Origin of the sequence: Pseudomonas sp. P7759, from assembly GCF_013386445.1 — a bacterium.
Lineage (GTDB): Bacteria > Pseudomonadota > Gammaproteobacteria > Pseudomonadales > Pseudomonadaceae > Aquipseudomonas > Aquipseudomonas azotoformans_A.
Window position 1 is genome coordinate 1 of sequence record NZ_JACART010000157.1, and the last position, 320, is coordinate 320.

A 320-nucleotide genomic window follows, 5' to 3' on the forward strand; every position below is an offset into this window, starting at 1 on the left:
CAGCTCGATGCCGTCTTCATGCAGCACCCATGACAGCACCGCACTGCGCGCCGTGCCATACGACTCGCCATACAGGAACTTGGGCGAATTCCAGCGCGAGTTCTTCGTCAGGTAGCGCTGGATGAAGCGGTCGATGGAGCGGGCGTCTTGGTCGGTGCCCCAGAAGTCTTTGTTCTTGGCCGGGGCGATGGCCGCCGAGTATCCGGTGCCCACGGGGTTGATGAACACGAGATCGGAGCGGTCGAGCAGGCTGTCCGGGTTGTCGGGCAACTTGTACGGTGCAGGCGGTGTGAAATTCGGGAACGACGACTGCAGCCGCT

1 pseudogene is annotated in these 320 nt (G+C 62.5%); it reads right to left on the reverse strand.

Features of this window, described 5'->3' with window-relative positions:
* Positions 1-320: pseudogene (locus tag HX823_RS31790) on the reverse strand (peptidase S1); the annotation flags it as partial.